This is a genomic window from Arthrobacter sp. DNA4 (genome assembly GCF_024362385.1).
Lineage (GTDB): Bacteria > Actinomycetota > Actinomycetes > Actinomycetales > Micrococcaceae > Arthrobacter.
Genome location: NZ_CP101466.1, coordinates 212,056 through 224,133 on the forward strand (window position 1 = coordinate 212,056; position 12,078 = coordinate 224,133).

A 12,078-nucleotide genomic window follows, 5' to 3' on the forward strand; every position below is an offset into this window, starting at 1 on the left:
GCAGCGGAGCCTGCGGAAGGGACACCGGCGCGCCGCTCCTCCCTAAGCCCGCGAATCCCCCTGTTTTGCCCGTTTCCCCCACCAACGCGTCCACGGGTCGTATTCTTAGAGCAAAGGTTTTGCAGTGGGCCGAAGCGCTGATAGCAGGGCTGGAGCATGGCCGCTGATCCCACGGGGCAGGTTGGCTGGGGACCGCTTCCAGTTACCCCGGAGCCGGTATTCGACAGCAAGGACGTCGAAGACTACCTCTGGGAGGTCACCCGCGACTTCATGACGGGTATCAAAGGTGAGCGCCGCGGCATCGGCTGGGCGGCCACCCTCTTTCGCCTGGGCAAGGCACGCACCCTCGCGGCCAGTACGGAGCAGGCGCGCGAGGCCGACCGCGAACAGTGCTCGTTTGCCGACGGGCCGGTCATGGACGCCGTGCGCACCGGGGAATTCGTCCTGCTGTCCGACCTGGGCCGGGACCGGCGCTGGCCCGGCTATTCCAGCGCCGCCGCCGGCCATGGCGTGCAGTCCCTGCTTTCCGTCCCCATCCTTACCGAAGGCGCCACGAGCGCTGCCATCACCCTCTACGCAGCGTCCCCGCATGCCTTCACCAGCGACGACCTGATGCAGAGCCAAAGCTACGTACGCCAGGTGTCGCGGGCCCTGCGCGTCGTAGTGCGCACTGCGGAGCGCGCGGAAGCAACAGCCGGTCTCGCCGTCGTCCAAAGCTCGCTGGTCCTGGTGGACCTGGCGGTGCGCAGCCTCATGAACGAATACGGACTCACCCGCGAGGGTGCACTGCGGTTCCTGCAGACGCAGGCGCTGCACCACGAAGTGGACCTGCGGGACGCGGCACTGAACGTTGTGGCCCCCGGCGGCGTGGACCGCGGGGGCGGGCAGGTTCCAGGGCGGCGGCAGGAAACGTTCGACGGCGTGGCGGAGCTTCCGCGCCCGTCGGCGGCGGGGCGGGACTTTCCAACCGGAAAGTCGCCCCGGAAGGAAGCTGCGGCGGGGAAGGAACCCCCGCCGGCGGCGGAAGGAAGGACGGCATGACCATCGAGAAGCAGGAGCTGAGCTCCGTCGTCGAAGGACCGGACAGGCACCCCTGGCACCGGTTCGTTGCCCTGGGGGACTCCTACACCGAAGGAATTGGCGACCCCGAACCGAACAGCCTGGGCGGCCTCCGCGGCTGGGCTGACCGGGTGGCCGAGGAACTCGCCGACAGCCAGCCGGACTTCGCCTACGCCAACCTGGCGATCCGGGGTTTCCTTCTGAAGCAAATCCTCGACGTGCAGCTGGAGTCTGGCACTGAAACCCGACCTGATCGCCATGTCCGGCGGCGGTAATGACATCGTGTTCCGCCACGGCGACCCGGACAAGCTGGCGGAAAAGATCGACGAGGCCGTCGGTATCCTGTCCGCCACCGGTGCCACGGTGCTGCTCTACGCAGGTCCGGACTGGGGCGATACTCCTGTCTTTGGCAAGATCCGCGGACGCGTGGCGATCTATAACGAGCACCTGCACAGGATCGGCGCGCGGCACCACGCCATCATGGTGGACCTGTGGTGCCTGCCTGAGCTTCAGCACGCACTGATGTGGGACCCGGACCGGCTGCACCTGTCCCCGCTGGGCCATCACTCCGTGGCCGTGGCAACCCTCAACGCCCTGGGGGTAGCGCACACCCTCAAGCCGCTCCAGCCGCGGCCGCTTCCGGCCCATGGGTGGACGCAGGCCCGGGCTGAGGACCTGGTGTGGGCGCGGCAGTACTTTGTGCCGTGGGTGCTCAAGCGGCTGCTTCCCCACCACGCCGGCGACGACCTTGCGGCGAAACGGCCCTCCCCGGCGCCCGTGTTTGGCCTGGGCCGCCCGGGACCATTCCCGCCCGGGCACCCCGTGGCAGGCCCGAACCCTGGAATGGCGGGTGGCCCCGCACCGGAGGGACAGGCAGCTTAGCCCTCTGTCCGGCGCCGTGTGAAAACACCCGCCGCGAGCCCTTGGCCGGTCCCTTGCGGGGCTCAGCGCTTCCTCGGGCCCCGCTTCGCTGCCGCGTTCAGCGCAGACTTGACCGCCGGAGGCAGTACGCCCTGTTCCGTTTCGGGCTCGGCCACAGTTCCGCGCGCCTTCGCGATGGCCTTCATGCCGTGGTAGATCACCAGCGCGGCAGCGGAACCCAGGGCAATGCCGGTGAACTTAAGATCCCCGATGGTCCAGGTGTAGTCGGCGATGCCGATGATCAGGGCGACGGCGGCCGTGGTCAGGTTAACGGGGTTCGAGAAGTTCACCTTGCTCTGCACCCAGATCTTCACGCCCAGGATGCCGATCATGCCGTACAGCATGGTGGCCGCGCCGCCCAGCACGCCGGCCGGGACGGTGGCAATCAGCTCGCCGAACTTCGGTGAGAAGCTGAGCAGGATGGCGAACATGCCTGCAACCCAGTAGGCCGCCGTCGAATACACCTTGGTGGCAGCCATGACGCCGATGTTCTCCGCGTAGGTGGTGGTGCCCGAGCCGCCGCCGAAGCCGGCCAGAACGGTGGCGGCGCCGTCCGCCATCAGCGCGCGTCCGGAGACGCCGTCGAGGTTCTGGCCCGTCATGGCGGCGACCGATTTCACGTGGCCGATGTTCTCCGCCACCAGCACCAAAACCACGGGGACGAACAGCCCCAGGACGCCGATATGGAACTCGGGGGTCTGGAAGTGCGGCAGGCCGATCCAGGCTGCGGCGTCCATCTTGTCGTACTTCACCTCGCCGCGGAGCATGGCCACCAGGTAGCCCACCACCACGCCCACCAGGATGCTGAGCCGGCCAAGGATTCCGCGGAACAGGACGCTGACCAGGATGATGGTGACCAGCGTGACCAGGGCGGTGATGGGGGCGGCATCGAAGTTCTGCTTCGCGGCGGGGGCCAGGTTCAGCCCGATCAGCGCCACAATGGCACCGGTGACGATGGGTGGCATCAGCCGGTTGATCCAGCCGGCGCCGAACTTCTGCACCACCGCACCCACCAGGGCCAGCGTGGCGCCGGCGAGGACCACGCCGCCCAGGGCTCCGGGGATCCCGAACTGCGCCTGCGAGGCGGTGATGGGGGCGATGAACGCAAAGCTTGAGCCCAGGTAGCTGGGCACCCGGCCCTTGGTGATCACCAGGAACAGCAGCGTCCCGATGCCCGAGAAGAACAGGGTGGTGGCAGGCGGCATCCCGGTAATGATGGGAACCAGGAAGGTGGCGCCGAACATGGCCACCACGTGCTGCATTCCCACTCCGATGGTCAACGGCCACGCCAGCCGCTCATCAGGGGCCACCACCTGGCCGGGCTTGATGGTTTTACCGGTGCCGTGCAGCTTCCATTTGATTCCGAGCATGCTCATGGGAAGGAATGCCTTTCAAGGGGGTGCCGCGAAGGGGCGAAGATCAACTCGGTCCAGAATACCGCCAAGTATTTCCCGCGGTCTTCTGTGGTCAAGGTCACGCCCGGTGGCGGGAAGAGGAGCAGAGCACTTGAAGTTGCAACTATAGGAAAGCAACAGAGGCCACCCCGGCAGGCGGGCGGCGCAGCGAAAGGTAAGCCAATGACCATTGCCCATGAAGAAGCGGTTATCGATTCGGCAGCCGTCGACGCCATCTTTGCCCAGGCCCGCACCGCCAACTCCTTCACGGGTGAGGTGACCGAGGAGCAGGCCCAGGCCATCTACGAACTCACCAAGTTCGGCCCCACCGCGTTCAACTCGCAGCCGCTGCGCGTCACCTACGTCCGCTCGGCCGAGGCCCGCGCCACCTTGGTGGATGCCCTGTCCCGCGGCAACCAGGCCAAGACGGCTTCCGCGCCGCTCGTGGCCATCCTCAGCTACGACACCGACTGGGCCGGCAAGTGGGACAACTTCCTCCCCGGCTACAACGCCCCCAAGGCCATGTACGACGCCGACCCGGCCCTTGCCGCAGCCACGGGCAACAACAACGCCCACCTGCAGGCCGGCTACTTCATCCTGGCTGTCCGCTCGCTCGGCTTCGCCGCCGGTCCCATGACGGGCGCGGACTTCGCCGCGATCGACGCTGCCTTCTTCCCGGCCGGCGACCAGAAGAGCTTCCTGGTGGTCAACATCGGCCAGCCCGGTGAGGAAGCCTGGGGCGAGGCAAAGCCCAAGTACTCCTACAGCGAGGCCGTCCGCACCGTCTAACACTCCCCGACGCGCCATCACTTCCTGCCCCCTTTTTTCCCAACGCCCCATCACCTACTGATGGGGCGTTGGGTTTTTAAGGGCGGGAGGTGATGGGGCGTCTGACGGGGAGTGGGAGACTGGGGGCATGCCGATGCGGAACCTGATCTTCGTGGCGTTCGTCGAGCCGGTGGCCGAGGGCCAGGTTTTCCCGCGGACGGACTGGCCGCTGCACATCACGCTGGTGCGGTTTGACATGAGGTTCGACGCCGGCGCTGCCGCCACCACAAACACCCAGGACCCCGCGGACGTCGCGGAACGCATTGCCGGGCTCGCTGATGCGCCGGTCGCCGCTGCGCTGGGTGCCGGGCTCACGGTGGGGGAGGATGCGGCGTTCGGCCGCAACGGCTCGGTACCGGTCAACCTCATCAACCTGCAGCCGGACCTGCAGGCCCTGCACGGGCAGTTGGTTGCCGCCGTCGACGGCATCGGCGGCAGGATCCTGACGCCCGCCCACACCCTCGCCGGATACCGGCCCCACGTCTCGCACCACGGTGACAAGCGCCTCCACCCGGGCGACGCCGTCGTGCTTGACCGCGTCGCCCTGGTGGACATGGCTCCCCACGGCGACCACACCATCAGGCGCGTCCTCCGGCTGTGGTGCCGCGAAGGTGAAAGCTAGGCGATGACGCTGTCCACCAGCGCCTTGGCCTCCGCCTGCACCTGCTTCAGGTGCTCCTCGCCCTTGAAGGACTCGGCGTAGATCTTGTACACGTCCTCGGTGCCGGACGGACGGGCCGCGAACCAGGCGTTCTCGGTGACCACCTTCAGGCCGCCGATGGGTGCGCCGTTGCCGGGCGCCTCGGTGAGCTTGGCGGTGATCTCCTCGCCTGCCAGCGAGGTGGCGGTGACGTCCGCAGCGGACAGCTTGCCCAGCTTTGCCTTCTGCTCGCGTGTTGCGGCGGCGTCGATCCGGGCGTAGACCGGGGCGCCGAACTGGTCGGTCAGGCCCTTGTACAGCTGGGACGGGGACTTGCCCGTGACCGCGGTGATCTCGGACGCCAGCAGGGCCAGCAGGATGCCGTCCTTGTCCGTGGTCCACACGCTGCCGTCCAGCTTGTTGAAGGAGGCGCCGGCGGATTCCTCGCCGCCGAACGCGCCTTCACCGGACAGCAGGCCGGGGACGAACCACTTGAAGCCCACCGGGACCTCCACGAGCTTGCGGCCCAGGCTCTGCGCCACGCGGTCGATGATGGAGGAGGACACCAGGGTCTTGCCCACCACGGAGGCCGGGTTCCAGCCGCTGCGGTTGCGGTAAAGGTAGTCGATGGCGACGGCGAGGTAGTGGTTGGGGTTCATCAGCCCGCCGTCAGGGGTGACGATGCCGTGGCGGTCGGCGTCGGCGTCATTGCCGGTGGCGATATCGAAGGTGGATCCGCCGGCAGACATCCGCTGGATCAACGATGCCATGGCCGACGGCGACGAGCAGTCCATCCGGATCTTCTCGTCCCAGTCCAGGGTCATGAACGCCCACTGCGGATCCACCGTGGGGTTCACTACGGTGAGGTCCAGGTGGTGGCGCTCGGCGATCTCGCCCCAGTAGTCCACGGAAGCCCCGCCCATGGGGTCGGCCCCGATCCGGACGCCGGCCTCGCGGATGGCGTCCAGGTTCAGGACGGACGGAAGGTCGTCCACGTAGCTGCTGAGGAAGTCGAACTTGCCGGTGGTGTCCGCGGCCTGGGCGTCGGCCAGCGGAATCCGCTTCACACCGCGCAGGCCGTTTTCCAGCAGCTCGTTGGCCCGGTTGGCGATCCAGCCCGTGGCGTCCGAGTCAGCGGGGCCGCCGTGCGGGGGGTTGTACTTGAAGCCGCCGTCGGCCGGCGGGTTGTGGCTGGGCGTCACCACGATGCCGTCAGCCTGCGGTGCCCCGGGCGCCGCCTTCCGGTTGTACGTAAGGATGGCGTGGCTCAGCGCCGGCGTGGGGGTGTAGCCGTGCCGGGCGTCGACCAGCACCTGGACGCCGTTGGCGGCGAGGACCTCGAGGGCCGAGTTCTGTGCCGGCTCGCTCAGTGCGTGGGTGTCCTTGGCCAGGAACAGCGGACCGGTGACGCCCTGCGCCGCCCGGTACTCCACGATGGCCTGGGTGATGGCCACGATGTGTGGTTCATTGAACGACGCTTTGAGGCTGGATCCCCGGTGCCCGGATGTCCCGAACACCACGCGTTGGCCGGGATCACTGAGGTCCGGCGCGATGTCGTAATACGCGTCAAGGAGCGCAGTGATGTCAACAAGGTCCTGGGGTTGGGCAACTGTACCCGCGCGGCTAGCCATGGCACCAGCATGCCAGAAGCTGGCAGGAGTCAAAACGACCCGCCCAGAATCCGGACGCTGTGACCTGACGTGACGGACGCAAACCAAGTAGTCAACCTGAGTACACGCCCGCAAAAGTACCTATATACCGGCCCTTCCGTGCCCTGCTAATTTCAAGAAAATTCCACGAAAACACGCGAAAGGAACGGACGACGGCGGGCTGCCGGCATCGTCCTGTCCGGCAAGGAAACGGGGACGTCCAATGGGGGCAGGAGACGGGGCAGCGGAACAGTCCAGGCTTGCTGCCGAGCGCGTTGCACGGCTGAAGCGGCGGCTGGACCAGGCCGAACATTCCACCAAGGCATGGGACGCCGGCGCGGTGGGGGAGCGGATGGTGGCCGACAAGCTCAGCGAGCTGGTTCCCCGCGGCTGGTACGTCCTCCACGATGTCCATTGGCCGGGCAGGCCCAAGGCAAACCTGGACCATGTCCTGGTGGGCCCGGGCGGCGTGGTGGTGGTGGATTCGAAGAACTGGACCGGTGAAGTGCGGGTGGCTTCCGGGGTGCTGTGGCAGGGCCGTTACGCGCGGACCCAAGCGGTGGAGGGTGCCCTGGCCCAGTGTGCTGCTGTCGCCTCGGTGCTGGCTCCGCCGCACCGCAGGCTGGTGCGTCCGCTCATTTGCATGGCTGCGCAGCCGGACCTTTTCGGAGTGACGGCCTCGGACGTCGCCGTGGTGGGTTCCCAACGGGTTGTCGGGGCCATCGAGGCGTTGCCTGCCGTCCTCGACCAGCAGGCAGTCGTGGGCCTGTATGAGGAGCTGGGCCGGCAGCTTACGCATGAGCAGGAGCCGGGCATCACGGCCCTGCGCAACGTGCGCCCGGGAACGGTGGTGCGCCCGGCGGGTGCGCTGCCCCCAACGGGGCCCGCGGTACTCCCGGGAAGCAGGGCCGTCTCCGGCGACGAGTCCGCCAGGGCCCGCAGTGCAGCGCGGCACCCCGCCGGCCGGGCGCTGCCGCCACGGGAAACACCAGCAGGCCAGCGGGCCAGTGGGGCGGCTGGGGTGCCGGCAAAAAAGCGGTCAGCGCGACCGCCCGGTGCGGGGCGCCACGGCCGGAACACCAAAGCGCAGCAGCACGGCAGTACCAGCGGAGGAAAGCTGGCGCTGCTGGCTGCCTTCGTCATTTTCGCCGTCTATATCCTGCCCTACTTGGCCCGTTAGCTTCCCGGCCGCCTCCGGGCTGCAGCAGGGTTCCGGCAGCCGTCCGGACAGCTGCGCCCAGCCGCGCGAGCCGGTCTGAATCCAGGGCCCAGGCTTGCCAGTAGAGGGCCACATCCTGGTGGGCGTCCTCCTCCAGCCGGACCAGGACACCGTCCGTCAGCTCGCCGGTGAGCTGAAGCTCCGGGATCATTCCCCAGCCCAGGCCGGCCTTGACGGCTGCCAGGAACCCCTGGGAAGAAGGCACCGTATGCGTGGGTGGAAGTCCAGGCACGCTCTTCGCGGTCAGCAGCTGCTGCTGGAGCGTGTCCTTCGTGTTGAATTTCAGCACCGGCATGGCCGCCCAGTCCACCATGCCGGAGGGGGAATAGCGGCGGCGCAGCGCCGGGGTGGCCACCGGGATGTAGCGCATGGATCCCAGCAGCTCCACGCGGCACCCGCTCACCGGGACGGGGTCGGACGTCACTGCGCCCATGACCGCTCCGTCGCGGAGCAGCTGGCTGCTGTAGCCCTGGTCCTCCACATGGAGGTCCAGGGCAGAGTCCTCCCAGCCTGCGGCCTGGTGCAGGACCGGAATGAACCACGTGGCCAGCGAATCAGCGTTCACGGCCACCGGCAGATGGGCCCGCGCCGGCGACCCTGCTCCCAGTGCTGCTGACGTTTCCGCCTCCAGTACCTGCACCTGCCGCGCCATCCGCAGCAGCAGCGCACCGGCGTCCGTGGCGGTACAGGGCACCCGGCGGCGTACCAGGACCTGGCCCACGGACGCTTCCAGCGCCTTGATCCGCTGGCTCACCGCAGACGGCGTGATCCGGAGCAGGTCTGCTGCGGCTTCAAAGGTTCCTTCGTCCATGACCGCGACGAGGGCTCTCAGATGCTCAAGGTTCATGAAGACATTCTAATGAGAACGAAGAATCCGTTATTTGCCTTCACCGAGAGGGGATCCTACGGTCATTGGTATGTGGGCCGCAGGAATTACGGGAATGCTGACCGGGCTGGCGCTGATAGTTGCGATCGGCGCCCAGAACGCCTTTGTGCTGCGCCAGGGCATCCGCCGGGAGCACATCGGGGCAGTGGTGGCTGTCTGCATGGCCGGTGACGCCCTGCTGATCGTGGCCGGTACGGCGGGTATCGGGGCCCTGGTCACCCGGTTCCCGGGAGTGCTGGAAGTCCTGCGCTGGGCGGGAGCCGCCTACCTGCTGTGGTTCGCAGTGCGGTCCTTTATGGCTGCGGCCAGGCCTGCCGCGCTGGCGGAGCAGGCGCCCAGGTCCAGGAATTCGGTCATCGCAACCACGGCGGCCCTGACATTCCTCAACCCGCATGTCTACCTGGACACCGTGGTGCTGCTGGGCAGCCTTGCCAACCAGCAGGGTCCTGACCTGCGCTGGACTTTTTCCGCCGGCGCCGTGGCCGGAAGCGTCCTGTGGTTTTCCGTCCTGGGGTACGGGGCGCGGGCGCTGGCCGGAGTGCTGGCAAGCGCCCGCACCTGGCGGTGGATCGACGCGTCCATCGGCGTCCTGATGGTGATCCTGGCCGTCCGCCTGATCCTGCACTGAAGTAGGCTGTAGCCAGATTCGCAGGGGAGAAATCATGACAAGCCAGCCATCCCAAGGGCCTGATTACCAGGGGCCCGATTACCAGCGTCCCGGAAACCATCCCAACGGTTCGCCGTGGCCCGGGTACCAGCCGCCCCAGCAGTACGGCCAGCCCCAGTACGGCAACACCCAGTATTTCGGGCAGCCGTCCTACTACGGCGGAACTGTGGAACCGAAGACCCTGAGCATCGCCAGCATGGTCTGCGGCATCGCCTCAGTCATCATGGGCTGGCTGTTGCTTCCCCAGTTCGCCGCCATCATCACCGGCCACCTGGCACTGCGCCGCGAACCCTCGGGCAAGGGGATGTCGATTACCGGCCTGGTGCTGGGCTACCTCTGCCTGCTGGGGTACGGGGCGCTCTGGCTGCTGTTCATCATCGGCGTGGCGGTCGCCGGCACCGCCGGGTCAAACACCGGCACCTTCTAGCCCTGCTGACCCGGGACATGCAGCGGCGGCGGCCCAGGCACCTGCGCCCGGCCCGCCGTCGTGCCTTCCGGCACCGCGTGCTTATGCCTCCACGGCCGCGGCAGCCGGCACCCCTGCGGGGCTCTCGGGGTAGATGGACTCCGCCGGGGCGCGGTTGGTTGCCTTGGCCCAAGGGTAGTAGATGGCCAGGGTGGCAACGATCCCCACGAGCCAGGAGATATCCGCGCCGCCCAGCAGCTTGGTGACCGGGCCGGTGTACAGCGACTGCGCCAGGAACGGGATCTGAATGACGACGCCGGCTCCATAGGAGACCAGGGCGGCGGCGTTCCAGCGGCCGTAACGTCCGTCCGGGTTGTAGAGGGCCGGAATGTCCAGCCGGTCGCGCGAGATCTTGTAGTAGTCCACGAGGTTGATCACGGACCAGGGCGTGAACACCATGAGCAGCAGGAGCACGAAGTTCTTGAACAGGTTCAGGAAGTCCTTGCTGGCGAACAGTGCGATGAGGACGCTGGCGCCGATAACGGCCACGATGAACGCGATCCGCACGGCTTTCGAGACGGTGTCCCGGCGGTTGACCGCGGTGCTGATGGTGACGCCGCACATGAAGGCGCCGTAGGCGTTGAGGCAGTTCACGGTCAGCTTGCCCGTGACGATCATCAGGTAGATGAAGATGGCGATCACGCCCCCGCCGGCAAGGTCTCCCATGTACCCCACCTGGTTCTTCAGGAAGTCCCCGCCGAGCTTGGCTGCGGACAGCCCGCCGGCCAGGGCACCCAGGGTCATGGCCCACTGCGCGCCGCCCACCGAGCCGGCGAAGGTGTACCAGAACGTCTTGCGCTCCGAGGTGTGGGCCGGGAGGTAGCGGGAGTAGTCGGCCACGTATGGGCCGAAGGTCAGCTGCCAGCCTGCACCGAGGGCGATGGCGGTCAGGAAGGTGGGCCATTCGAAGCCTTTGACCATCATCACTTGGGTGACATCGAACTTGGTGACGACGGCGGCTGTCAGGTACAGGAACCCGGCCAGTCCCAGCACTGTGGCGATGCGGCCCAGCGCATGGATGTACTTGTAGCCCAGGATGGCCAGCAGCGCAGTGGCGGCACCGAAGATGAGGATTCCGACGGCGGGAGCGTCCACTCCCAGCATGAGGTTGATGGCCTGACCCGAGAGGACGGTGCCTGTGGAGGCGAACCCCACGTACATCAGGATGACCAGCGCCAGCGGGATCACGGCTCCGTAGACGCCGAACTGGGCGCGGCTGGAAATCATTTGGGGCAGCCCCAGTTTGGGGCCCTGGGCAGAGTGGAGGGCCATGACGGCGCCGCCCAGCACGTTGCCCACCAGCAGGCCCACGATGGCCCAGAAGGCATCCGCCCCGAATACCACGGCAAGGGCGCCATCCACGATGGCGGTGATCTGCGCGTTGGCGCCGAACCACAGGGTGAACTGGCCCCGCGGGTGGCCGTGGCGCTCGCCCGGCGGAATCATGTCGATCGATCGTGCCTCTACGGCGGTACTGCCTCCGGCCATGGCCAAACTCCTCAGTGATGAAAACGTAAGGTCCATCACATCGGTTTTCACGCCGCGGAAACACCGCCAATAAGGCGCACCTGTCCGGGAAGCCAGACAGTCCGGCGTGTCGCCGCGGGATGCCCGGTGCGTGCGGCTGCTAGCGGAGCAATTCCACGTCGGAGACAAGCTCGATGTGCGCCAGCATGGCGTCTGCCGCTGCCGCCGCGTCCTGCGCACGCACGGCATCCGCGATCTTCCGGTGCGAAGCCAGCGACTGTTCCGGCCTTCCCGGCTGGCCCAGGGATTCCATTCTTGTTTCCAGGATCATCTCCGCGATGAAGGCCATTAGTTGTGCAAGGACAGAGGAATGCGCTGCGCCGGTGATCGCCTGGTGGAACAGCTCATCACCGTGGGTGCCGCGGTCACCGTCACTGATTTCCTGCGCCATGACGTCCAGGGCGTTGTCGATCGCGGCGAGATCCTGCTCCGTCCGGCGTTCCGCGGCAAGGGCGGCAAGCTTCACTTCCAGGGTGCTGCGGGCTTCCACAATTTCCGGCAGCCGGCTCTGGTGTTCACGCAGGCCCTTGACCACCGAGGCGACGCTGGGCCTCCGGGCCAGGACGGCTCCGGTGCCGTGCTGCACGTCAATGACGCCAAGGACCTCAAGGGCCACAAGTGCCTGGGCGAGAGTGGCGCGGGAGACGCCCAACCGCTCGGCAAGGTCGCGCTCGGCCGACAGCAGGTCGCCGGGCTTCAGCTGGGCGGACTCGATATAAGCAAGGATCTGTTCCACCAGCTGCTCGTACAGTCGTGGCCGCGTGACGCGTTCCAGGCCCAGCCGTGCCGTCTTCTCCACAAAGCCCTCCCTTGGGTCTACCG

At 67.4% G+C, this 12,078-nt stretch carries 11 protein-coding genes and 1 pseudogene; 7 read left to right on the top strand and 5 right to left on the bottom strand.

Annotated features, from left to right (window positions below):
* Positions 1-156: 156 nt before the first annotated feature.
* A complete protein-coding gene (locus NMQ03_RS01055; protein ID WP_255174011.1) occupies positions 157-1,041 on the top strand; it encodes a GAF domain-containing protein in 885 nt (294 codons plus the stop codon).
* Positions 1,038-1,941, top strand: a pseudogene (locus NMQ03_RS01060) (SGNH/GDSL hydrolase family protein). The gene NMQ03_RS01055 and the pseudogene NMQ03_RS01060 overlap by 4 nt, the downstream one beginning before the upstream one ends.
* A gap of 62 nt (positions 1,942-2,003) precedes the next feature.
* On the opposite strand, the gene NMQ03_RS01065 reads toward NMQ03_RS01060, so the two are convergent.
* Positions 2,004-3,356 (bottom strand): uracil-xanthine permease family protein, encoded by a 1,353-nt coding sequence (locus tag NMQ03_RS01065; protein WP_159634544.1) that lies wholly within the window; start codon positions 3,354-3,356, stop codon positions 2,004-2,006.
* Between the two features lie 201 nt (positions 3,357-3,557).
* Between NMQ03_RS01065 and NMQ03_RS01070 the strand changes: the two genes are divergently transcribed.
* Positions 3,558-4,163: a malonic semialdehyde reductase gene (locus NMQ03_RS01070; RefSeq protein ID WP_255174012.1), complete on the top strand. Its 606-nt coding sequence runs from the start codon at positions 3,558-3,560 to the stop codon at positions 4,161-4,163.
* A 133-nt stretch (positions 4,164-4,296) separates the two neighbouring features.
* Positions 4,297-4,824 carry a hypothetical protein gene (locus NMQ03_RS01075; RefSeq protein ID WP_255175708.1) on the top strand — a complete coding sequence of 176 codons (528 nt, stop codon included), beginning with the start codon at positions 4,297-4,299 and terminating at the stop codon, positions 4,822-4,824.
* Here the strand turns inward: NMQ03_RS01075 and pgm are convergent.
* A complete protein-coding gene (gene pgm / locus NMQ03_RS01080) occupies positions 4,821-6,473 on the bottom strand; it encodes a phosphoglucomutase (alpha-D-glucose-1,6-bisphosphate-dependent) (RefSeq protein WP_255174013.1) in 1,653 nt (550 codons plus the stop codon). The genes NMQ03_RS01075 and pgm overlap by 4 nt on opposite strands.
* Positions 6,474-6,714: 241 nt before the next feature.
* Here pgm and NMQ03_RS01085 point away from each other — a divergent pair, with 241 nt between their 5' ends.
* Positions 6,715-7,671, top strand: a complete 957-nt coding sequence (locus NMQ03_RS01085; RefSeq protein WP_255174014.1) for a nuclease-related domain-containing protein — start codon at positions 6,715-6,717, stop codon at positions 7,669-7,671.
* Here the strand turns inward: NMQ03_RS01085 and NMQ03_RS01090 are convergent.
* Positions 7,631-8,557 (bottom strand): LysR family transcriptional regulator ArgP, encoded by a 927-nt coding sequence (locus NMQ03_RS01090; protein WP_255174015.1) that lies wholly within the window; start codon positions 8,555-8,557, stop codon positions 7,631-7,633. The genes NMQ03_RS01085 and NMQ03_RS01090 overlap by 41 nt on opposite strands.
* Before the next feature lie 94 nt (positions 8,558-8,651).
* On the opposite strand from NMQ03_RS01090, the gene NMQ03_RS01095 reads away from it, so the two are divergent.
* Together NMQ03_RS01095 and NMQ03_RS01100 are read left to right on the top strand one after the other, a co-directional pair.
* Entirely contained in the window at positions 8,652-9,224 is a 573-nt protein-coding gene (locus NMQ03_RS01095) for a LysE/ArgO family amino acid transporter (protein WP_255175709.1), read from the top strand.
* Positions 9,225-9,258: 34 nt separating this feature from the next.
* Positions 9,259-9,690 carry a DUF4190 domain-containing protein gene (locus tag NMQ03_RS01100; RefSeq protein ID WP_255174016.1) on the top strand — a complete coding sequence of 144 codons (432 nt, stop codon included), beginning with the start codon at positions 9,259-9,261 and terminating at the stop codon, positions 9,688-9,690.
* An 81-nt stretch (positions 9,691-9,771) separates the two neighbouring features.
* Here NMQ03_RS01100 and NMQ03_RS01105 read toward each other — a convergent pair whose 3' ends face one another.
* On the bottom strand, positions 9,772-11,217 hold the full coding sequence (locus tag NMQ03_RS01105; RefSeq protein ID WP_255174017.1) for a cytosine permease: 1,446 nt from the start codon (positions 11,215-11,217) through the stop codon (positions 9,772-9,774).
* A 139-nt stretch (positions 11,218-11,356) separates the two neighbouring features.
* Positions 11,357-12,055: a FadR/GntR family transcriptional regulator gene (locus tag NMQ03_RS01110; RefSeq protein ID WP_255174018.1), complete on the bottom strand. Its 699-nt coding sequence runs from the start codon at positions 12,053-12,055 to the stop codon at positions 11,357-11,359.
* Between the last annotated feature and the right edge of the window lie 23 nt (positions 12,056-12,078).

What these genes read in the sequence shown, in the direction of transcription:
- NMQ03_RS01105 (WP_255174017.1), bottom strand. Translation starts at nt 11,217, where the DNA reads ATGGCCGGAGGCAGTACCGCCGTAGAGGCACGATCGATCGACATGATT.
- pgm (WP_255174013.1), bottom strand. Translation starts at nt 6,473, where the DNA reads ATGGCTAGCCGCGCGGGTACAGTTGCCCAACCCCAGGACCTTGTTGAC.
- NMQ03_RS01070 (WP_255174012.1), top strand. Translation starts at nt 3,558, where the DNA reads ATGACCATTGCCCATGAAGAAGCGGTTATCGATTCGGCAGCCGTCGAC.
- NMQ03_RS01100 (WP_255174016.1), top strand. Translation starts at nt 9,259, where the DNA reads ATGACAAGCCAGCCATCCCAAGGGCCTGATTACCAGGGGCCCGATTAC.
- NMQ03_RS01090 (WP_255174015.1), bottom strand. Translation starts at nt 8,557, where the DNA reads ATGAACCTTGAGCATCTGAGAGCCCTCGTCGCGGTCATGGACGAAGGA.
- NMQ03_RS01075 (WP_255175708.1), top strand. Translation starts at nt 4,297, where the DNA reads ATGCGGAACCTGATCTTCGTGGCGTTCGTCGAGCCGGTGGCCGAGGGC.
- NMQ03_RS01065 (WP_159634544.1), bottom strand. Translation starts at nt 3,356, where the DNA reads ATGAGCATGCTCGGAATCAAATGGAAGCTGCACGGCACCGGTAAAACC.
- NMQ03_RS01095 (WP_255175709.1), top strand. Translation starts at nt 8,652, where the DNA reads ATGCTGACCGGGCTGGCGCTGATAGTTGCGATCGGCGCCCAGAACGCC.
- NMQ03_RS01055 (WP_255174011.1), top strand. Translation starts at nt 157, where the DNA reads ATGGCCGCTGATCCCACGGGGCAGGTTGGCTGGGGACCGCTTCCAGTT.
- NMQ03_RS01085 (WP_255174014.1), top strand. Translation starts at nt 6,715, where the DNA reads ATGGGGGCAGGAGACGGGGCAGCGGAACAGTCCAGGCTTGCTGCCGAG.